Origin of the sequence: Halomonas sp. SIMBA_159 (assembly GCF_046536035.1) — a bacterium.
Lineage (GTDB): Bacteria > Pseudomonadota > Gammaproteobacteria > Pseudomonadales > Halomonadaceae > Vreelandella > Vreelandella venusta_A.
In genome coordinates this window covers 1-230 of record NZ_JAWJBT010001806.1, presented here as the reverse complement: position 1 = coordinate 230, position 230 = coordinate 1, and the positions used below count along the sequence as shown (strand labels likewise).

Genomic DNA, 230 nt, shown 5'->3' with positions numbered 1-230 from the left:
AGGCGGGATTTTGATCCACCGCCCCCACCAACGTCATTCCTTCGGCTTCAGCAACGGCTTTGATCACTTCCCGACCCATTTTCCCCGCAGCGCCATTAACCACGACTGGAATTACTGATTCCTCACTCATAATTGATGTTTCCTTTAACGACTGGTGAGCATTTTACAGGATAGAGACCGCTAAACTCTAGCGTAAAAAACTGCTGCTCAACCAAAATAGGAAAAGAGTC

1 protein-coding gene is annotated in these 230 nt (G+C 47.4%); it reads right to left on the bottom strand.

The genetic code is table 11. From position 1 onward, the window contains the following. A partial coding sequence (locus tag R0J87_RS25430) for a hypothetical protein (protein ID WP_498889793.1) occupies positions 1-130 on the bottom strand: 130 nt, incomplete at its 3' end. Between the last annotated feature and the right edge of the window lie 100 nt (positions 131-230).